This window comes from Aeromonas sp. sif0611, assembly GCF_019218845.1.
GTDB lineage: Bacteria > Pseudomonadota > Gammaproteobacteria > Enterobacterales > Aeromonadaceae > Aeromonas > Aeromonas media.
Map to the genome: position 1 here is coordinate 12,319 of NZ_JAHUWU010000009.1, position 18,946 is coordinate 31,264.

General features: G+C 63.3%; 20 protein-coding genes. 9 read left to right on the forward strand and 11 right to left on the reverse strand.

What is annotated here, in order from left to right:
- Positions 1-8: 8 nt before the first annotated feature.
- Both yidA and KW824_RS17565 read left to right on the forward strand, forming a co-directional pair.
- Positions 9-818 (forward strand): sugar-phosphatase, encoded by an 810-nt coding sequence (gene yidA / locus KW824_RS17560; protein ID WP_043130614.1) that lies wholly within the window; start codon positions 9-11, stop codon positions 816-818.
- A 365-nt stretch (positions 819-1,183) separates the two neighbouring features.
- Positions 1,184-1,954: a gamma-glutamyl-gamma-aminobutyrate hydrolase family protein gene (locus KW824_RS17565; RefSeq protein WP_218410534.1), complete on the forward strand. Its 771-nt coding sequence runs from the start codon at positions 1,184-1,186 to the stop codon at positions 1,952-1,954.
- Here the strand turns inward: KW824_RS17565 and KW824_RS17570 are convergent.
- The 7 genes from KW824_RS17570 to KW824_RS17600 all read right to left on the reverse strand — a co-directional run bounded on the left by KW824_RS17570 (position 1,951) and on the right by KW824_RS17600 (position 7,500).
- The gene (locus KW824_RS17570) at positions 1,951-2,355 is read right to left on the reverse strand and encodes a hypothetical protein (protein ID WP_025325506.1); all 405 of its coding nucleotides are present in this window, start codon (positions 2,353-2,355) and stop codon (positions 1,951-1,953) included. The two genes, KW824_RS17565 and KW824_RS17570, sit on opposite strands and share 4 nt — an antisense overlap.
- 92 nt (positions 2,356-2,447) lie before the next feature.
- Positions 2,448-3,158, reverse strand: a complete 711-nt coding sequence (locus KW824_RS17575) for an HAD-IA family hydrolase (RefSeq protein ID WP_218410536.1) — start codon at positions 3,156-3,158, stop codon at positions 2,448-2,450.
- A gap of 152 nt (positions 3,159-3,310) precedes the next feature.
- On the reverse strand, positions 3,311-4,267 hold the full coding sequence (xerC, locus tag KW824_RS17580; protein ID WP_371316626.1) for a tyrosine recombinase XerC: 957 nt from the start codon (positions 4,265-4,267) through the stop codon (positions 3,311-3,313).
- The gene (locus KW824_RS17585; RefSeq protein WP_005330951.1) at positions 4,260-4,940 is read right to left on the reverse strand and encodes a DUF484 family protein; all 681 of its coding nucleotides are present in this window, start codon (positions 4,938-4,940) and stop codon (positions 4,260-4,262) included. The genes xerC and KW824_RS17585 overlap by 8 nt, the downstream gene beginning before the upstream one ends.
- Positions 4,941-5,095: 155 nt before the next feature.
- Complete coding sequence (gene dapF, locus KW824_RS17590; protein ID WP_025325502.1) at positions 5,096-5,926, reverse strand: diaminopimelate epimerase; 831 nt, start codon at positions 5,924-5,926, stop codon at positions 5,096-5,098.
- A gap of 96 nt (positions 5,927-6,022) precedes the next feature.
- The gene (gene lysA, locus KW824_RS17595) at positions 6,023-7,273 is read right to left on the reverse strand and encodes a diaminopimelate decarboxylase (protein ID WP_218410538.1); all 1,251 of its coding nucleotides are present in this window, start codon (positions 7,271-7,273) and stop codon (positions 6,023-6,025) included.
- A gap of 20 nt (positions 7,274-7,293) precedes the next feature.
- Positions 7,294-7,500: a lipoprotein gene (locus KW824_RS17600; protein WP_171273107.1), complete on the reverse strand. Its 207-nt coding sequence runs from the start codon at positions 7,498-7,500 to the stop codon at positions 7,294-7,296.
- Between the two features lie 73 nt (positions 7,501-7,573).
- Between KW824_RS17600 and cyaY the strand changes: the two genes are divergently transcribed.
- On the forward strand, positions 7,574-7,888 hold the full coding sequence (gene cyaY / locus KW824_RS17605; RefSeq protein ID WP_005330957.1) for an iron donor protein CyaY: 315 nt from the start codon (positions 7,574-7,576) through the stop codon (positions 7,886-7,888).
- A 14-nt stretch (positions 7,889-7,902) separates the two neighbouring features.
- Complete coding sequence (locus KW824_RS17610) at positions 7,903-8,556, forward strand: alpha/beta hydrolase (protein WP_218410624.1); 654 nt, start codon at positions 7,903-7,905, stop codon at positions 8,554-8,556.
- Between the two features lie 77 nt (positions 8,557-8,633).
- Here the strand turns inward: KW824_RS17610 and KW824_RS17615 are convergent, their stop codons facing one another.
- Positions 8,634-11,153: a class I adenylate cyclase gene (locus KW824_RS17615; RefSeq protein ID WP_218410539.1), complete on the reverse strand. Its 2,520-nt coding sequence runs from the start codon at positions 11,151-11,153 to the stop codon at positions 8,634-8,636.
- Between the two features lie 322 nt (positions 11,154-11,475).
- Between KW824_RS17615 and hemC the strand changes: the two genes are divergently transcribed.
- Genes hemC through KW824_RS17635 form a run of 4 tightly spaced genes read left to right on the forward strand, consistent with a single transcriptional unit; the run spans position 11,476 to position 15,433 of the window.
- Positions 11,476-12,405, forward strand: coding sequence for a hydroxymethylbilane synthase (hemC, locus tag KW824_RS17620; protein WP_182310278.1), 930 nt, complete (start codon positions 11,476-11,478; stop codon positions 12,403-12,405).
- 46 nt (positions 12,406-12,451) lie between these two features.
- Positions 12,452-13,186, forward strand: a complete 735-nt coding sequence (locus tag KW824_RS17625) for a uroporphyrinogen-III synthase (RefSeq protein ID WP_218410625.1) — start codon at positions 12,452-12,454, stop codon at positions 13,184-13,186.
- The gene (locus KW824_RS17630; protein WP_218410541.1) at positions 13,183-14,259 is read left to right on the forward strand and encodes a uroporphyrinogen-III C-methyltransferase; all 1,077 of its coding nucleotides are present in this window, start codon (positions 13,183-13,185) and stop codon (positions 14,257-14,259) included. The genes KW824_RS17625 and KW824_RS17630 overlap by 4 nt, the downstream gene beginning before the upstream one ends.
- Positions 14,260-14,269: 10 nt before the next feature.
- Positions 14,270-15,433 carry a heme biosynthesis HemY N-terminal domain-containing protein gene (locus tag KW824_RS17635; RefSeq protein ID WP_043130631.1) on the forward strand — a complete coding sequence of 388 codons (1,164 nt, stop codon included), beginning with the start codon at positions 14,270-14,272 and terminating at the stop codon, positions 15,431-15,433.
- A 174-nt stretch (positions 15,434-15,607) separates the two neighbouring features.
- On the opposite strand, the gene KW824_RS17640 is transcribed toward KW824_RS17635, so the two are convergent.
- Positions 15,608-15,859 carry a YkgJ family cysteine cluster protein gene (locus KW824_RS17640; RefSeq protein WP_171273103.1) on the reverse strand — a complete coding sequence of 84 codons (252 nt, stop codon included), beginning with the start codon at positions 15,857-15,859 and terminating at the stop codon, positions 15,608-15,610.
- A gap of 161 nt (positions 15,860-16,020) precedes the next feature.
- Positions 16,021-17,031, reverse strand: a complete 1,011-nt coding sequence (gene glpX / locus KW824_RS17645; protein ID WP_041206766.1) for a class II fructose-bisphosphatase — start codon at positions 17,029-17,031, stop codon at positions 16,021-16,023.
- A 218-nt stretch (positions 17,032-17,249) separates the two neighbouring features.
- Between glpX and KW824_RS17650 the strand changes: the two genes are divergently transcribed.
- Positions 17,250-18,308, forward strand: coding sequence for a porin (locus KW824_RS17650; RefSeq protein WP_218410543.1), 1,059 nt, complete (start codon positions 17,250-17,252; stop codon positions 18,306-18,308).
- Between the two features lie 86 nt (positions 18,309-18,394).
- On the opposite strand, the gene KW824_RS17655 is transcribed toward KW824_RS17650, so the two are convergent.
- Complete coding sequence (locus KW824_RS17655; RefSeq protein ID WP_218410545.1) at positions 18,395-18,874, reverse strand: GNAT family N-acetyltransferase; 480 nt, start codon at positions 18,872-18,874, stop codon at positions 18,395-18,397.
- Between the last annotated feature and the right edge of the window lie 72 nt (positions 18,875-18,946).

Consider the following 18,946-nt stretch of genomic DNA (forward strand, 5'->3'; position numbering starts at 1 on the left):
GTGAGAAGATGTACAAGCTGATCGCATTGGATATGGATGGCACCCTGCTGAACCCGCACGGTCAAATAACCCCCCGCACCCATGCCGCCATCGCGGCCGCCCGCACCCAGGGCGTCACCGTGGTACTGACCTCGGGCCGCCCGCTGGAGGGCATGACGACCTATCTGGCCGAACTCGGCCTCACCGGTCAGGATGACTACGTCATCTGCTACAACGGTGCCCTGGTGCAACAGGTCGCGGATCAACGCATCCTGCGCAGCCAGCTGCTGACCGGCAGCGATGCCAGCGCCATCGCCCATCTGGCCTTTGAGCTTGGGGTCAACGTCCACGGCTTCTCCGTCCGCCAGGGCCTCATCAGCCCCAGAGTCAGCACCTACACCGAGCACGAGTCCCGACTGATCAAGATGCCGATCAACCTGGTGGACTTCGCCACCCTGCCCGCCGACGAGCAGATCATGAAGGTGATGATGATAGACCCCGAGCCCCAGCTCTCCCGCGCCATCGCCCAGCTGCCCGCAGAGCTCTATGAACGCTACACAGTGGTGCGCAGCTCCCCCTACTTCCTCGAGTTCATGAACAAGCGAAGCAACAAGGGCACCGGCGTGGCCGCCCTGGCCGAGCACCTGGGCCTGGACGCCTCCCAGGTCATCGCGGTGGGTGATGCGGGCAACGACCGCCACATGATCGAATATGCCGGACTCGGGGTCGCCATGGGCAATGCCACCGACGAGATCAAGGCGCTGGCACAGCACACCACGGCCCGCAATGACGAGGACGGCGTGGCCAGAGTGATAGAGCAGTTCATCCTCAATGCCTGAATCGACGAGGGGCCTGCGGGCCCCTTCTGCTATCCGGCCATCAGGGTCGAATGTTTAATATATCCACCACGCCTTTCTCCCAGAAGCCCACCAACTGCGGCTAAAGCCCCTTATAAAGGGACTCAAGCTGGCTTTGCCATCATCAAAATTAACATTACGGCATCATTTCGTTTGACATATTGAACGGCCTTGGCAGACTGGGATCGGGATCCAGGCTGTCATCGCCCAGGCTGACCGACGATTCTGGCACTGCGGCATGACCCTGATCCCATGACCATGCCTTGAGGCATGCCCTTGCGAGCGTGAGGCGGCAAGGGCCTTCCCAAGGCGCAGGATGAGACCGCCAAGGATAGCCAAGGTGACCTATGCCCAACCCCAGTTCCCATTCCAAACCCGTCGTGCTGATGACCATGGGGGCCCAGGCCCGCAGCGGCCATGCCTACCAGGTCATGACCCACAAATACATCACCCCCCTGGTGGAGATCAGCGGCTGCGTGCCCCTGCTGGTGCCGACCTGCTGCGGGACAGCTGATCTGGAGCAGTATCTGGATCTCGCCGATGGGGTCTACCTGAGCGGGGCCGGATCCAACATAGATCCCGCCCTCTACGGCCAGGAGAACCTGACCCCGGAGAAGGCCCAGGACAGAGACAGGGATCTGTTCGACATAGCTCTGGTGCGCGCCGCCATCGATCGGGGACTGCCCCTGCTCGGCATCTGCCGCGGCATGCAGGAGATCAACGTGGCGCTCGGCGGGGACATTCATCAGAAGGTCTATTGCGAGCCCGGCTATGCGGATCACCGGGAGGATGCGGACGATCCGGTAGAAGAGCAATATGGCCACAGCCACCAGGTGAGCCTGGTGCCCGGCAGCTGGTTTGCCAACCTGATGGGGGAGGCGCAGATCCCGGTCAACTCCCTGCACGGCCAGGGGATCAAGCGGCTTGGCGAGGGGCTGGCGCCGCTGGCCCATGCCGAGGATGGCTTGATAGAGGCCATTCATGCCCCCGGATTGCCCCAGTTCACCCTGGCGGTGCAGTGGCACCCGGAGTGGAAGGCGAAAGAGAACCCCCACTCCATCAAGCTGTTTCGCGCCTTCGGCGACGCCTGTCGCCAGTATCGGCAGCGGGCGGGCTAGTCGCCGAACCCCTTGCCTTTCAACTTGGGCAGGGCCCCGCGATCGGGGCGCAGGGTTCGGCAGACATCCAGCCCCTTGAGGCCACGCTGGACATGGTCAGGAGCCTGCCCGAGCACCATGCCGTTGCCGCGATAGAGCCGGGCCTCTTCCAGCTCGAACAGCTCGCCGCCGATCAGCAGCTGTTCACGGCCATCGACCACCTTGCCCCGCTTCAGGGGCAGGGTCATGTCCACCAGGATCTCGCCGGTGGCGCACCCCTCACGCCAGCGGGCCTGATCCGAGAAAGGCGAAATGGCGATATCCCGCCAGGATCCATCCCGAAACTCCATCCGGTAGTGGTCGCGAAACAGATCGCAGCCCGCCAGCACCATGGGGATGGCCAACCAGATGACACTCTTCATTCCACTCACGCCCTGCACTCCCTTGTCAGTCCGCGCCAAGGATAAATAAATGGCCTCGCCTGTGCACCTCTTTCTCTGCCGCTCGGGGTGGATCAGAGCAGCAGCCCGTCCAGCTCGTCGAGGGCGGCGAGCTCCACATCCGGCAGCAACCTCAGTGACTGCCAGGGCAGCCGGCGCTCGTTGAGCCAGGCGGCCCGAAAGCCGTGCAGCCTGGCCCCCAGCACGTCCGTCTCGGGATGATCCCCCACGTGGAGGATCTGGCCGGGGGCGAGCCCGAGGGTCTGCTGCACCTGCACGAACATGTCCGGCGCCGGCTTCATCCTGGCCCCCGCCCCCGCCTTGCAGACCAGGGTGAAGTAGTCGCTCAGTCCGGCCTGTACCAGATCCAGGTTGCCGTTGGTGATGACCGCCAGAGGGTAGCGCTCCGCCAGTCTGGTCAGCAGCCGATGGGTCGATTCGCTCACCGCGATCTTCGAGCGTTCGGCCAGAAAACCGGCGAACACCCGCTGCGCCTCCTGCTCCGCCAGGGAGGCGGTCATGCCCCCCTGCACCATGGCCTCGCGGATGCCGTACTGGCGCGCCAGGCTGACATCCTGGCCCAGCTCGGGCCGGGCCAGCAGCAGGTTGCGCTTGAGCTCGAGCCAGCGCGGCTTGTCCAGCATGGCGGTGGCCAGGTATTCGCTGCGCAGGTGGCTCAGCATCCACTGCTCGGCCCGCGCGATGGCGGGGCCGTTGTCATAGAGGGTGTCGTCAAGGTCGAACGAGATGGCGGCCACCGGCTGCCAGCGACGGTAAAAATGCATGCATTCTCCTCTGCGTCATCAACAAGAGCGCCTGGGCTCCCTGCTGTCACTCATCTTCCGGGGTGGCAGGATCCCGCCTGGCTCTGGCGAGGGGGGCGCTGTTACCCCTCTGGTTTCATTGTCCGTTGATAGCAGGCCACCATAAATCAAGCTCACTCATCTTCCGGGGTGTCGGGATCCCGCTTGGCCCTGGGGTGGGCGCTGTCATACACCTTGGCAAGGTGCTGAAAATCGAGGTGGGTATAGATCTGGGTGGTGGAGAGATCGGCGTGGCCCAGCAGCTCCTGCACCGCCCGCAGATCCCCGGAGGACTCCAGCATGTGGGTGGCGAAGCTGTGGCGCAGCTTGTGGGGATGGACATGGGCATTGAGGGCCTGCTTGTTGCCCCAGCCGTCGAGCCGCTCCTGTACCGAGCGGGCCGACAGCCGCTGCCGGCGCTTGGAGACGAACAATGCCTCCCCCTCGTCCCCCGCCAGCGCTGGCCGCACCTTGAGCCACTTGTGCAGCCACTCCACCGCCATCCTGCCCATGGGCAGCACCCGCTCCCGCGACCCCTTGCCGGTGACCCTGAGCTGGCGCTCGTCGAGCTTCACATCCGCAAGGTTGAGCCCCACCAGCTCGGCGAGGCGCAGGCCGGAGGAGTACATCAGCTCCATGATGGCGCGATCCCGTACCGCCAGCGGATCCTGCTCGTCGGTGATGTTGAGCAGCTGGTACATCTCGTCCACATCGAGGTTTTTCGGCAGCGGCCGCCCCTGCTTGGGGGTGACGATGCCCCGGGCCGGGTTGGCAGGGAGCCGCCCCTGGCGCACCTGCCAGTCGCAGAAGCTGCGCAGGGCGGAGACCTTGGTGGCGAGCGATCGGGGGGCGAGGCCCGCCTTGTGCATTCGGGTCACCAGGCTGCGCACCTGGCTCGCCTCAAGCCGGGCCCAATCACTCAAGCCAAGCCTGACCAGCTCGGCGGCCATCGCCTCCAGATGGGCCTGATAGTTGTTGCGGGTGTGGGGGCTGAGCTGGCGCTCGACCCTCAGGTATTCGATAAAGGCCGTGAGCACCCCCGCCAAGGCGGGGGGCAGAGGGTCGGCGGCAGGAAGGGGGGCCTTAGCCACGAACCAGCTCGGGCAGACGCATCTGCAGCAGACGGCCCAGCTGACCCAGCAGCAGGGTGTCGTTGTGGGGGGTGAAGTGGCTGGGGTCCGAGCTCGCGAAAGCCAGCACGCCGAGATCCCCGAGCCGCATCAGGGCCACCGAGTTGACCAGCACGTCGCTGCCAAACAGTGCCTGCTTCTCGCTCTGGTTGAGCCGCCCGAAGTAGTAATCAGTCCCGGGCAGTCGTTGGCCCAGCAACTGGTCGAGCTGTTTGCCGTCCGCCAGGAAGCGCTGCTCGGGGCCGCTCAGCTGGAATTTCTTCGGGCTGAGCCAGAGGCGCAGGCCGGTCAGCCGCAACCGCTGCACGAAGGCCTTGCCCATCACGGCGCTCAGCTCGAACAGGGTCTGACAGCCATACAGCTCGCCATAGAGATCCGCATAGACCCGGAAGATCCGCTCGTTCTCGCTGGCAATCCCCATCAACTCGGTGATCTCCTGCTCCAGCTGCTCGATGCGCTCGCGCTGTCTGTCCAGCTGGCGCTCCACCAGGGAGATGGTGCCCTTGTGCTCATGGGGAATGCGGATCCGGTCCAGCATGGCCCCGTGGCGCTGGAAAAACTCGGGGTAACGGGCCAGGTACTCCAGCACTGTGGCTTCGTCCAACAGTGACTCCTGCCGTTTGAGTTCGCTCATAACTTGGTTGATCCATCCGAAAAAGGGGCACAGGGCCCCGACATTACCGTTTGGCTGCGCGGAGGAGGTCCCCGCTCGATGCCTATAACTCTATCTGGCCGTCGAACATGTGTTCGGCCGGGCCCGTCATATGCTCGACTGGCCCGCTCACTGGCTTACAGCTCTATCTGACCATCAAAGACATGCTCGGCCGGGCCCGTCATGTAGACCGGCTGACCCGGCCCCTTCCAGGCGATGGTCAGCTTGCCACCCGGCAGAGTGACGGTGACCCGCTCCCTGAGCTTGCCCTGGCTGATGCCGATCACCACGGCCGCGCAGGCGCCGGTACCGCAGGCCAGGGTCTCCCCCACCCCGCGCTCGAACACCCGCAACTTGATCTCGCTGGCGCTGACCATCTCCATGAAGCCAACGTTGACCCGCTCGGGGAAACGCTCGTGGCGCTCCATGATGGGCCCCAGGGTCTCCACCGGGGCATCGGCCACCGAGGGCACCTCGATGACGCAGTGGGGATTGCCCATGGAGACGGCACCGCACATCACGGTGTGATCCTGCGCCCGCAGCAGGTAGGTCTTTTCCGCCTTCTGGGCGCGGAACGGGATCTTGCCCGGCTCGAACTGGGGCACCCCCATGTTGACCGTGACCTGGTTCTCCCCCTCCAGTTGCAGGGTGATGCGGCCACGGGCCGTGCTGACCGCGATGCGATCCCGGTTGACCAGCCCCTTGAGGCGCACGAAGCGGGCGAAACAGCGGGCACCGTTGCCACACTGCTCCACCTCGCTGCCATCGGCATTGAAGATGCGGTAATGGAAGTCGAGCTCGGGATCATAGGGCGGCTCCACCAGCAGTAGCTGATCGAAGCCGATGCCAAAGTGGCGATCCGCCAGCTTCTTGATGACGTCGTTGCTGAAGAACACCTTCTGGGTGACGCCGTCCACCACCATGAAGTCGTTGCCCAGGCCATGCATTTTGGAAAACTCAATCAACATCTTCTTTCCCTGCGCAGTTCAGGCCGTCACGAAGGTCGTCCACAGCCCCATGGATCCTGGAAAAATCTGTCACCGTCTTGCGTTCCTGTGGCCGGCTCACGGCAGCAGGTGCTCGCCGCGCCAGAGATCGGCCAACTGTTCCCGCTCACGGATGAGATGGGCCTGGTCACCGTCCACCAGCACCTCGGCCGCACGGGGACGGGTGTTGTAGTTGGACGACATGGTGAAGCCGTAGGCCCCGGCGGAACGCACCGCCAGCAGGGAGCCCTCGGCAATCGCCAGGGTACGCTCCTTGCCGAGGAAGTCACCGGTCTCGCACACCGGGCCCACCACGTCGTACAGCGCCTTCTCGTGGGTCGTGCGGCTGTCCACCTCGATGATGTTCATCCAGGCGCCGTAGAGGGAGGGACGCAGCAGATCGTTCATGCCGGCGTCGATCAGCGCGAAGTTGCGGGTCTCGCCGGGCTTCAAGAACTCGACCCGGGTCAACAGCACGCCGGCGTTGGCGACGATGGCGCGGCCAGGCTCGAACAGCAGGGTCAGATCCCGGCCCGCCAGCTTCTTTTTGAGCGCCTCGGCGTACTCGGTCGGGTGGGGCGGCTGCTCGGCGCCATAGTTGACCCCGAGACCCCCGCCCACGTCCAGGTGATGGATGTGGATGCCTTCGGCCGCCAGCTCGTCAATGAGCTTCAGCAGCTTGTCGGCCGCTTCCATAAAGGGATTGAGCTCGGTGAGCTGGGATCCGATATGGCAATCCACCCCCTTGATCTCGATATGGGCCATGGCCGCTGCCTTGCGGTAGATGGCAGGCGCCTGCTCGATGGGGATGCCGAATTTGTTCTGCTTGAGGCCGGTGGAGATATAGGGGTGAGTGCCCGCATCGATATCCGGGTTGACCCGTACCGAGACTCGCGCCTTCTTGCCCATGCTGCCAGCGACCCGGTTCAGGCGCTCCAGCTCGGCTTCCGACTCCAGGTTGAAGCAGAGGATCTCTTTCTCCAGCGCGAGGCGCATCTCGGCCTCACTCTTGGCGACGCCGGAGAAGACCACCTTGGCCGGATCTCCCCCCGCCGCCAGCACCCGTGACAGCTCCCCGCCGGAGACGATGTCAAAGCCCGAGCCGAGGCGCGCCAGCAGGTTGAGCAGGGCCAGGTTGGAGTTGGCCTTGACCGCGTAGCAGATCAGATGGGGAATGTCGCCCGCAGCCTGATCGAAGGCGTGCCAGTGGCGCTCAAGAGTGGCGCGGGAGTAGACATACAGCGGGGTGCCGTACTGGTCGGCGAGCTGTTGCAGGGGAAGCTGCTCGGCCTGAAGCTGGCCGTCGGCGTCGTAGTTAAAGTGATCCAAGGGGGCGGTTCCTTCCTAGATTATTGCGGCGCGGCCTCGGAGGCCGGTTTGGCGGTCGCAAGCGAGGCGGCTTGCGGTGTACTCTCTGTCTTGGGCTGTGCCGGTGTTTGCTCAGTGGAGACGGGCTGCTCGGCCGGTGGCATGTAGAGCGGCCCCGTCAGGCCGCAGGCGGCCAACCCGAACGACAGCGACGCTGCAAACAGGCACTTGGTGAACTGGGTAATCATAATGGTTCGCTGCGAAAAAATTTTTGGCCCTCTATAATCGCACTCACATTGTTAAAAGCAACAGGATAAACCGATGAAGGATCACGAGTATCACGCCCTGACCGACGCCTTTTTCCAGTATGTGGAAGACGTTATCGACGAGGGGTATCCGGATATCGACTGCGAGCGGGCCGGCGGTGTGCTGACCCTGAGCTTCGAGAACAAGACCAAGGTCATCATCAACAAGCAGGAGCCCCTGCACCAGATCTGGGTGGCCACTCGGGAGAACGGCTTCCACTTCGAGCTGCGCGGTGACAGCTGGATCGACAACCGCTTCGGCGACGAGCTCAAGGCTCTGCTGACCCGGGCCTGCACCACCCAGGCGGGCGAGCCCGTCCGGTTCCCATGATGGCAGAGTCTCCCATGATGGATCTGCATCCCCAGGGCGCCCGTCACGCGGTGGTCTGGCTGCACGGGCTGGGGGATTCCGGTGCAGGCCTCGCCCCGCTGGTGGAAGCGCTGGCCCTGCCCGCCGACCTGCCCGTCCGCCATCTGCTGCCCGATGCGCCCGAGCGGCCCATTACCATCAACATGGGCTACAAGATGCGCGGCTGGTACGACATCAAGAGCTTCGAGGATCCGGCGGATCGCGCCGTGGAGTCCCATGTGCGCGAGTCCGCCGATCGTATCGCAGCCCTGCTGGATCAGCTGGTAGCCGAGGGCTTCGCTCCCGAGCATATCGTGCTGGCCGGCTTCTCCCAGGGCGGGGTCATCGCCTCCTTCACCGCCCTGCGCTATCAAGCAAAGCTGGCGGGCCTACTCTGCATGTCCACCTATCTGGCGGCGCCCGAGCAACTGGTCGAGGAGATGAGCGAGGCCGCCCGCGCCCTGCCCATCTGCTACATGCACGGCATCTATGACGACGTGGTGAGCCTCTCCATGGGCTGGGATGCCAAGAACCGTCTGGAAGCGGCGGGACTCAGCCCAGAGTGGCACGAGTACCCGATGCGCCACGAGATCTGCCGCCCCCAGCTCGACGAGATCCGTCGCTGGCTGCTGGCCCGCCTCGGCGCCTGATCCCGCACTGCGGATACGATAACGGCCTGCATCAGCAGGCCGTTTGCTTTCATCCCGTTGGCGATGTGCCCGGCACATCACCCGACTTCCCGGGCCGCCCCCGGATTGTCCCGCTGCGGACTCTGGCTGCGGTAGGGGATCACCTCCAGCTTGTCGCCCATCTGCACGATCTCGTAATACTGGGGCAGGTTGAAGTTGCTGAACTGGCCCGCATCGCTGAAGCGCTCGTGGCCCGAGGTGTAGAAGCGGTTAACTCCCTGCACCAACTCATCCTTGTTGCCGGCGAAGTGCTGGTAGATCTCCACCCGATTCGCCTCGTCCAGGATATAGATGTTGGTGCCCGCATCCCGGGTGTCGAAGAAGAACTGCACCAGCCCTTCGCTCGCGTAGGCATCGACAATGCCGGGCAGATGCTGGCTGTGGGTCTTGTCGAGGCGCAGCGGCAGGTGATCCAGCTTGTTGTGGGAGATGTGGCGGTAGAAGTCGATGGCGTTTTCCAGCTTCTTCACCGACACCCCGCGCCGCTCGAAGAAGATGCCGTACTTCTCTTTCCCCAGCGCCAGCGTCTTGACCAACTGCTGCTTGTCCCGGGCCAGGCGCAGTTCGATGCACTCGGCCACCAGTTGCTGGAAGCGGGTACGCACCAGGGAGCGGAAGTGCTGGCTGTAACAGAACACCTCTATCATCTCGGGGGCGGCGGCATCCTGGTGCATCTTGCCGAGTATGGTGGTGAGGGCATCCACCACCGCTTCCTCTCCCTCGAAGTGCAGGGTGCGGATCTCGCTCCAGGAGTTGCGATAGACGAGATCCACCGATCCCACCAGGCACTCCTGGTTGCGGCCGAAGGAGAAGACGTCGGCGGCATTGGCATCGAACTCGATCACCTGCCCCACCCAGTGGCTTGACGGGTCCGTCTCCAGGTTCAGGAAGATGGAGAGCTGGCGGATCTCGCACGGCCGGCTCAGCGCCAGGTTGGTGGCGCGGGGATACTTGACCGGGAAGGTGCCGGAGAGATCGCGGCAGAACTGGTGCAGATTGTCGATGTGCAGATCCGAGCCCTGATTGAACAGGTGCACCCGGGACTGGGGAGTAAGCAGGCCGTTGAAATAGGCCCAGGCCACCAGCTTGCTGATGTAGCCATTATATTCGAGCGGCGCCCGACCGATGATGTCGGCGGGCTCCAGGGAATGCTTGTAGAGATACCAGCCGGCGCGATTCAGGCGACCGTGCGGCACCTGCACCAGGCTGAGATCCGGCTCGCCGAGATCCGGCGCTATCTTGAGGTTGATCCGCTGCACCTTGCCCGGCAGGCTCTCGAAGGCGGCATAGAGCTTGCGCGACAGTATGCCGATGTCTTCCGGATTGATGGACTCGCTGATATTGTTGCGCCGGGCGAACTGGATGAGGTTGCGGTAGCTCTGCATCAGGGCCTCCAGCAACTCGGCGTAGGCCACCTTGACGTCCTCGACCTTCCACTCCTGGCGATGATCCAGGTGATGCAGCCGCTCCGGGCTCCAGCCCCAGTAGGCCACCAGCTGAGCCATCTGCTCCCGGCGCCAGTCCGGGGAGTGATCCTCCTTGGGGTGGCTCAGACCGTCGCACACCTTGAGATAGAAGCAACGGCGCACCAGATCCAGGCGCTGCATGTCGCCGATGGATTTCAGGTAGTTGGTCACCTTGTCCAGCATCAGGCAGTAGTTGTCGAGTCGGTAGTGCATCCCCTCGTTGTGCTGGAACCAGTCGCGGCTGGTCACCGACAGCAGCCGGGTGTTGGGATACTCGTGGGAGTAGGCCTCCATCAGCACCGACTTGAGCACCGCCTTGTAGGGGGAATCTATGCCCTTGTAGAGCTGCCACAGGGCGGAACCGAAGTACTCCTCGGCGGGGATGCGGTCAAAACCCCCAAGGTCGAGCCAGTCATCCTGGCTCAACTTGCCGTGGGCGAACAGGCCGTTGACGTAGTCGTCGTAGTGATCGTTATATTCGGCCGGCACCAGATACCAGAGCAGCCGCTTGCCCGCGATGTGCATGGCACTGCGGTAGAACTCGTCGAGCAGCAGCAGGTGCTGGGCGCTGCCACAGCTCTCCCCCTGCATCTGGGCATCGTTGCGCTGGCGGAACTTGTCTTCGGGGATCAGGAAGAAGTTGAGATCGACCCCGCGCTGCTCGGCCCACAGGGAGAGGTGCTGGCACTTCTGCTCCAGCAGGGCGAGGCGCTCACTCGACAGACCAGCCACGTGACAGACCCAGATGTCGAGATCCGAGTGACAGCACTGTCCGATGGAGGAGGTGCTGCCCATGGAGTAGAGACCCTGGATCGACTTGTCGTGGGTGCTGAGGCCGCCCTGACAGTTCGCGTTCTGGCACAGATCCTGGATGAAGGCCTGCTGGGCCTCGTTGGCGACGAAACTCCAGATACCATGAGGCACGTCCCCAGCCACATAACCAGGCAGGAGGGGATGATTGAAGTGCAGCATGACAGGCAGCAGTTGAAAGACCTGCTGCCCATAGCGACTCATGAGATCCAACGCTCGTTGCGTCTTGAGACGATTCAGCTCGTCGTAGCGCGCCACCAGCGTGTCCAGTTTTACCAGCAATGCCCTACCTATGGGGAAGAGAAATGACGCACCAAAACGGGGAGACGTCAAAAAAGTGTGATCATGTTAACAATGCAAACAGCAGTGGTAAACAAGCCCGCACACAATCACCGGATTATTTCTGGCACGCCCCGTAACGGTATCAGCAGAAAGCAATAAAAAATAATATTTTCAATTAGTTGCCATCATATAATGACCGAGTGAAAATTATTTTCAGCGACCCTTTTTGAGCTTGGCCCCGCTTTTGCCGGCTGCGTCATGAAAGCCCATGCAAAGGGTGGTAAGATCGTTTTCCTCACTAAAGATGAAACAACTGATTGATATGGCAGCCCGAACCCTGAGAATTGCCACTCGCAAGAGCCCACTGGCCCTGTGGCAGGCCAACTTTGTAAAAGATCGGCTGGAAGCCCTCTATCCCGATCTGCGAGTCGAACTGGTCCCCATGAGCACCCAGGGTGACAAGATCCTGGATACCCCGCTGGCCAAGGTCGGCGGCAAGGGGCTCTTCGTCAAGGAGCTGGAGACTGCCATGCTGGAAGGCCGGGCCGACATCGCCGTCCACTCCATGAAAGACGTGCCGGTGGAGTTCCCCGAGGGACTCGGCCTGCATACCATTTGTGAACGCGAAGACCCGCGCGATGCCTTCGTCTCCAACCGTTTCAAACAGATAGACGAGCTGCCCCAGGGGGCCGTGGTCGGCACCTCCAGCCTGCGCCGCCAGTGCCAGCTGCGGGCCGCCCGCCCTGATCTGGTGATCCGCGACCTGCGCGGCAACGTCAATACCCGCCTCGCCAAGCTGGATGCCGGCGAGTACGACGCCATCATACTCGCCGCCGCCGGCCTGAAACGGCTGGAGATGGCCCATCGCATCACCGCCTTCATCGAGCCGGAGCAGAGCCTGCCCGCCAACGGCCAGGGTGCCGTCGGCATCGAGTGTCGTCTGGATGATGTTGAGCTGCACGCCCTGCTGGCACCGTTGGAACACACCGAGACCCGGATCAGGGTGCTGACCGAGCGCGCCATGAACCGTGCCCTGCAAGGGGGCTGTCAGGTTCCTATCGGTGCCTATGCCCTGGTGCAGGGGGACGAGATCTGGCTGCGCGGCCTGGTGGGAAGCCCGGATGGCACCCAGGTGATCCGGGACGAGATCCGCGGACCCCTGACCGATGGCGAGGCGCTCGGCCACACCCTGGCCCAGCGCCTGCTGGCCGATGGTGCCGACGCCATTCTGGCCGAGGTCTACCGGGCATGAGTGCGAGTCGGGTCTGCTCATGGTCACAACCACCGAGCGTGGCCTGATGGTCCCGCTGGTGGTGCGCCCGGTCGCCCAGGCCGCCGAGCTGGCAGCACTGCTGCGCCAGCACGGTCATGCACCACTGTGCTGCCCGCTGCTGGAAACCCGACCGGGCAGTGAACTCCCCCACCTGCCCGAATGGCTGCCCCAGACGGACATCATCATCGCCGTCAGCGCCCATGCCGTTAAATTTGCTCATCATTTTCTGTTGCAAACTGGTCTGACCTGGCCACATATTGACTACTTTGCGGTCGGTCAGGCGAGCGCGGATGCCTTCAGCGAGGTGGGTGTCCAGGCCCTCTGCCCGACCGATCCCCGCAGTGAAGGCCTGTTGGCCCTGCCGCCCCTGCAAGGGGTGAGCGGCAAGCGGGTGCTGATCCTGCGCGGCAACGACGGGCGGGATCTCATCGCCCGAACGCTGGCCTCACGCGGCGCACTGGTGCACTATTGTGCCACCTACGAGCGCCACTACCCCGAACTCGACGGGGACGCATTGACCCGCCACTGGCAGGCAGCCGGCCTCGACAGCCTGCTCATCACCAGTGGTGAACTCTTGCAGCGGTTGCTGGCCCTAGTGCCCGGCCCGCAGCAACCCTGGCTTTATGGCCGCCTGCTGGTGGTGCCCAGTCCCCGGGTGGCCGAGATGGCCGAGGGAGCTGGTTTTACCCGTATCGTGATTGCCCAAGGTGCATCCAACCAGGCTCTGGTGGCCGCCCTGGAACTGAGGAAGATGGAATGACTGAACAGCAAGAAGTCCAGCCGAGTGCTGCGGCCCCCGCGGCCGACAACAACAAGCCCGAGAACAAGGCCGCCGGCAACAAGAAGGGCGGCGCCGGCGTCGTCCTCGGTGGCGTTGCCATCCTGCTGGCCCTGGGGCTGACCGGCGGCCTCTATCTGCACGGCCACCAGAATGCCGTCGCCCAGCAGGCCGAACTCGGCGCCCTCAAGCTGCAACTGGCCGAGGCCATGGGCAAGCTGGATCAGAGCAACAGCAAGGATGCCGAACAGATCGGCGCACTCGGCAAGAACCAACAGCAGTTGCAGGAGGCGCTGGACGCCCTGCAGACCAAGGTGCTGGATCTCGACGACAAGCGTCCCAACGACTGGATGCTCGCCGAATCCGAATACCTGGTGCGCATGGCGGGCCGCAAGCTGTGGCTAGAACACGACATCGTCTCCGCCATCACCCTGCTCGGCAACGCCGACGAGCGGATCAAGGCGCTCAACGACCCCAGCCTGATGCCCATTCGCAAGGCGCTGGCGGAAGACATAGCCCAGCTCAAGGGGATGCCGCGGGTCGATCGCGAAGGCTTGACCCTGAAGCTGGCCGCGCTGTCCGACCAGATAGAGCTGCTGCCCCTCTCCACCGTGAGCATGCCACAAGCCAAGGCCGAACCGGATCAGGCGGTCAGCGCCAATCCGGACGAGTGGGAGAGCAATCTCAAGAAGAACTGGGTCAAGTTCACCGAGAACTTCATCACCATACGTCGCCGCGACGGTGCCGTGGAGGCCCTGCTCTCACCGCAGCAGGAGATCTTCCTGCGGGAGAACCTCAAGACCAAGCTGTTGCAGGCCCAGCTCGCCGTCTATCGCGAGCAGCAGGCGCTCTATACCGACAGCCTGGAGAAGGCCCAGCGCTGGCTGACCCAGTACTTCGACGTCGACAACAGCGCCACCCAGTACATGCAGTCCGAGCTCGACAAGCTCAAAGGCGAGCAGATCCAGTTTGACTACCCGGATCAGTTCAAGACCCAGGCCATGCTGGAACAGGTGCTGACCGAGCGCCTGCAACGCATCCTGGCCGGCAACTGAGGAAGAGACCATGATTCGTCTGATCGTCGTGGTGGCCGTGATGGTCGCGGGCCTGATCTTCGGCCCCGAAGCGTCCGGCAACAAGGGCTATGTGCTCATCTCGCTTGGCAACTACACGGTGGAGTCTTCGGTCACCAGCGCCGTGATCCTGGCGGTACTCTTCTACGGTGCCCTGCTCATCGTCGAGTGGGTGCTCGGCCGGGTCTTCGGCCTGCGCCGCAAGACGCAAGGCTGGTTCGGCTCGCGCCGTCGCCGCAAGGCGAACCTGCAAACGGTGAATGCCACCCTGGCCATGGCCGAGGGGCACTACAACCAGGCCGAGAAGCTGCTGATCAAGGGCGCTGACAACAGCGACACCCCGCTGCTCAACTACCTGAGTGCCGCCAGAGTGGCCCAGGCCCGGGGCGATGACGTGCGCCGGGATCACTACCTGCAAAAGGCGCAGGAGGAGAACCCCAAGGCCGAGCTGGCATTGACCCTGATCCAGACCCAGCTGCAGATAGAGCAGGGCCAGTACGACAGCGCCCTCGGTCGGCTCGAGTCCGTCTATGCCCTGCACCCGCGCCACCCCATGGTGCTTGATCAGTTGCGCCAGGTCTATCTGGCCCGTGAAGACTGGGCGGCCCTCATCGATCTCGCCCCGGCCCTGCGCAAGGTGGGCAAGTTGACGTCGGTGCAGGAAGAAGCCCTGCTGCACCAGGCCTGGATTGGCCGTCTCGAGGCAGCCAGCGGCGCCCTCGAGACACTGCGCCCGGTATGGCAGGCGCTGCCCCGCAAGCTGCGTCAGGACCCCGAACTGCTGGCCAGCTACGGGGATCGTCTGCGCCGACTCGGTGCCGACAGCGAGGCTGCCGACCTCTGGCTGGAGGCCCTGCGCAAGGATCCCTCCCCCGAGCTGTTCGCCCGTCTGCCCAAACTCAGGCTGGATGACTATCAGCCCATGCTGACCCTGCTCAAGAAGATCCAGGATCAGCCGGGCGCCGAGGCGGCACTGGCGCGAGTCTACCTGTTGGCTGGCCAGCTGGACGATGCCCAGCGCCTGCTGGAGCAGGAAGTGGCGAAGCGGCCGGATGCCGCCCTCTACCATGCCCTCGGGCAGGTGATGGACAAGCGCCGTCTCACCAACAAGGCCAACGAGTACTATCGTCAGGCCCTGCAACTGGCCGACGTCTGATCCCAGCTCGACAGAGAGAATCAAAAAGGCCGCAATTGCGGCCTTTTTCTATTCCGTGTTCCCGCGTTGATTCGGGGTGTTTCTCAGCGCCCTTCTCCCCTCGCGGGAGAAGGGCTGGGGATGAGGGGGAAACAAGCAACCACCCTCCTATCTCTGAGGGAGAGGGTCAAGGGCTCAGGAGGTCAGCCGCTCCATCTCACCGATAAGCCAGACGGCCTCCTGGCGGTGAGAGCCGCATACGTCCTGCATGGGCCTGAAGCTGCTGCACACTGCCGGACGCTCAGGCTGGCCGAAGATCTTGCAGCCCAGCCACGCGTCGAGCTGAATACAGGGAACGCCGGCCGGCTTGCCCTCCGGCATGCCGGGAATGGCACTGCTGATACTGGGGGCTGTGCAGCAGGCACCGCAACCTTGACGACATTCCATATGATGCATTCCTGTGCATGGCGAAGCAGTCTATCAAAGGGCCCCGATTCCCCTTAGCCTTATCCGCCCTGTCCCGCTAAATAGTCCAGACCCGGACGCAGGGTAACAAAAAGCCCGACGGCAACAGCGGTCGGGCTTTTTAGTGGCAGGGCCTCCGCGCATCAGAGAATGATGTCGCGCACCACGCTGTCCTTGCGATCCAGGAAGTGGATCGACTTGATGCGGCGGATGGTGCGTGACTTGCCGCGGATCAGCAGGGTCTCGGTGGTCGCCATGACGCCGTTGCTGGTGATGCCTTCCAGCAGATCACCCTTGGTGATGCCGGTGGCCGAGAAGATGACGTTGTCATTCTTGGCCAGATCTTCCAGCTTGAGCACCTTGCTCACATCGATGCCCAGCTCCTGGCAACGGGCAATCTCCTGCTCGCCCAGGGCACGCACCTCGGGGCTGTCGCCCTTGACCTGATGACGGGGCACCAGGCGCGCCTGCATGTCGCCGTCCAGGGCGCGGATCACCGCCGCCGAGATCACCCCTTCCGGAGCGCCACCGATGCCATAGAGCATGTCCACTTCGCTGTCCGGCAGACAGGTGAGGATGGAGGCGGCCACGTCGCCGTCGGGGATGGCGAACACCCGCACGCCCAGCCCCTGCATCTCCTTGATCGCCTTGTCATGACGCGGCTTGGCCAGGGTGATGACGGTCAGGCGGGAGAGCGGCTTACCGAGCGCCTTGGCCACGGCCTTGAGGTTCAGCTCCAGGGCCTGATCGAGATCGATGGCGCCCTTGGCACCCGGACCCACGATCAGCTTCTCCATATACATGTCGGGAGCCTTGAGGAAGGAGCCCTTGTCGCCCACGGCCAGCACGGCCAGGGCATTGGACTGCCCCATGGCGGTCATGCGGGTGCCCTCTATGGGGTCGACCGCAATGTCCACGGCGTCGCCCTGACCCGTACCCACCTTCTCGCCGATGTAGAGCATGGGGGCTTCGTCGATCTCGCCTTCACCTATCACAATCTCGCCATCGATCTGGATCTGATTGAGGATATGACGCATGGCCGCAACGGCCGCGCCATCGGCGATATTCTTGTCACCACGTCCGAGCCACTTGTAGCCAGCCAGTGCAGCCGCTTCCGTCACTCGGGAAAATTCGATTGCCAGTTCACGTCTCATCGCATATCCAACCTTAGGAGCTCGAAAACGGGCGGCATTCTACCACAAGGGCAAACCTTTGCGCGCAAAAGTGGCGGCTCGCCACATAAATCCCGGTTTTCATCCCGCTGACATGGAATCGACACGGTTTGTTCATTGCACGGTCACCCGACTGTCATCTGTCACTTCTAGCATGGCCCCGTCTTTTAAAACAAAAGCTTGCAACACAAGGGATCATGATGAAAAAGCTGACAGTAGTAGCATTGGCTCTTACCGCCGCCTTCCAGGCTCAAGCCGTTGAAGTGTACAAAAACGAGAGCACCCTGCTCGACCTCTACGGCCGCATCTACGCCGGCCAGTTCTTCGGCGAGAAGAAAGAGCTGGATGCCAATGGCGACATCAAGAACGAATACAGCGACAAGCAGGGCGCCAACCAGTTCGTCCGCCTGGGCGCCAAGGTAGAGAGCGAGATCAACCCGGGCCTCAAGGCCCTGGCCCAGTACGAGTTGCAGATCTACGTCAATGACAGCGAGAAGACCGTCAGCGAGAACTCCGACAACATGCGCACCCGCCTGGCCTTCGCCGGTGTGGGTGCCGACTGGGGCAATGTCACCTTCGGTCGCCAGAAGGGCGCCCCCGGCCTGCTGGCCGACTGGACCGACGTCTCCCTCTCCGACGGCTACGGCAACGAGGCGCTGGGTGCCAAGACAGACACCTTCGCCACCAACCGCGCTGGCTCTGTGCTGAAATACTCCGGCCTGTTCAACGGCTTCCAGGTCGATACCAGCTACAAGTTCGACGGCGGTGACACCGAAGAGACCACCAGCAAGGACAGCGATGCCGCCTACGGCGCCGCCCTGGCCTACACCTTCCCGTTCAACCTGGCCCTGGGTACCGCCTACAACGTGGGTATCCGCGACAAGAGCGGTGAAGAGGATGCCAAGCTGTGGCTGCTCTCCGCCAAGTACGACAACAAGGCCGTCTATGCCGCCCTGAGCTACGCAGACGGCAGCGATTTCCTGGCCACCGGCAAGGATCACACCGGTTGGGAAGGGGCGCTGGGTTACAACTTCGAGAGCGGCTTCGGCCTGATGGCCCTGTGGAACAAGCAGAAGGTGGAGCAGAGCGGCAAGTCCGACTACGACTCCATCGACTACTACACCCTGGGTGCCCAGTACAAGTTCAACAAGAACCTGCGCGTCATCGGCGAATACCGCATCAACAACCTGGACAGCAATGACAGCGGCAAGCTGAACACCAAGGATGACTTCCAGCTGGCGGCCCGTTACGACTTCTAACTCCGGCCCCAGACAAAACGGCGCGCAGATCCCTCTGCGCGCCGTTTTTCATTCTCCCCTCCCGCCTGGGGGCTGAGCCACAGAGGCTAGAGCTTCTTCTGCCAGAACAGGGCCCGGCCCACCTCGGGATCGAGCTCATAGCCCGCAAAACCGCTGGCCAGGTAGGCGGCCTGCGCCACCCTGTTACCCTCCAGCACCTCCAGGGTCAGCTTGCAGCAGTCGAGCTCCCGGGCGAGCTGCTCCACCTGCGCCAGCAGCCGTTTGCCGAGGCCGCGCCCGCGATGATCCGGGTGCACCGCAAGGTCGTGGAGGTTGAGCAGGGGCCGGCAGGCGAAGGTCGAGAAGCCCTCGAAGCAGGTGGCCACCCCGGCCGGCTGCCCATCGACCCAGGCCAGCAACACATGGGCACCACTTCTCGCCGCCAGGGCCTGCGCCAGATTGGCCTTCACCTCATCGGCGAGGGGGCTGCTCCCGCCCATCTCGTCTTTCGCGTATTCGTTGAGCAGATAGACCAGCGCCTCGCCGTGCTGCCGGTTATGAAGGTCTGCCCTGATGATCTCTTCCATGTTCCGTTTCCTGTTTCCCTGGGGCAGCATCGGCGCCACCGAACCCGGATGGTAAACCAGCCCTTTGCCCCA